The sequence below is a fragment of the Alcanivorax sp. HI0044 genome (assembly GCF_001634945.1).
Genome location: NZ_LWEZ01001733.1, coordinates 1 through 677 on the forward strand (window position 1 = coordinate 1; position 677 = coordinate 677).

A 677-nucleotide genomic window follows, 5' to 3' on the forward strand; every position below is an offset into this window, starting at 1 on the left:
CCCTGAGACTGCCTGCTATCGCCAGAACCTTCATGCCATTACTCCCTGTTTTCTGAATCGGTCAACGCAAAGCCACACTGTAGCGAATGCGCATCCCAGCTTCCTCCACACTCGCGCTAGTGACAAGCCATAACCATCATCATCGCCGGGCCATTTATCCCCCATATGGGTGACGCATTTCTGTCACGCCCCGCTTACCATTCCTGAACGATTCACGGATAGCTGCTCGCAATGCCCATTGATATCACCCACTCCAACGCGCCCTTTATTCCCGGCCCGGCTCTCTATCAGCAGCTGGCCATTCTTAATGGCCTGTTGATCCTTGGGCTGAGCGACAAGAGCAGTGAGGCACAACAGATTCAGCATTTGAGTCTTGATCATCAACAACACATCACGCTGTTTCGTGGCAGCAGCCAGAGCCGTTTTGGTATGGCGTTCCGGTTTCATCGCCAGGATGTGGAGCAGATTGAAGGGGTGACACTGGAAGACGGGCGAGGGCATCTGCTGTTGCACACCCGGCCGGCGGCGATTCAGAGCCTGACGTTTATGCCCGGAAAAACCGCCACGGATACCGGCTACAACGCCGGCACCCTCAGCAGTGTGGATTTGTTGGTGCCGGCCAACCGGCTGGAGCAGGCGCAAGCCGCGCTCACTCGCATCTTTCGAATGGCAGGCTC

General features: G+C 56.6%; 1 protein-coding gene. It reads left to right on the plus strand.

The window, feature by feature from the left end:
- Positions 1–231 precede the first annotated feature (231 nt).
- Positions 232–677, plus strand: a 446-nt coding sequence (locus tag A3730_RS26040; protein ID WP_156501375.1) for a hypothetical protein, incomplete at its 3' end; no start/stop codon positions are given.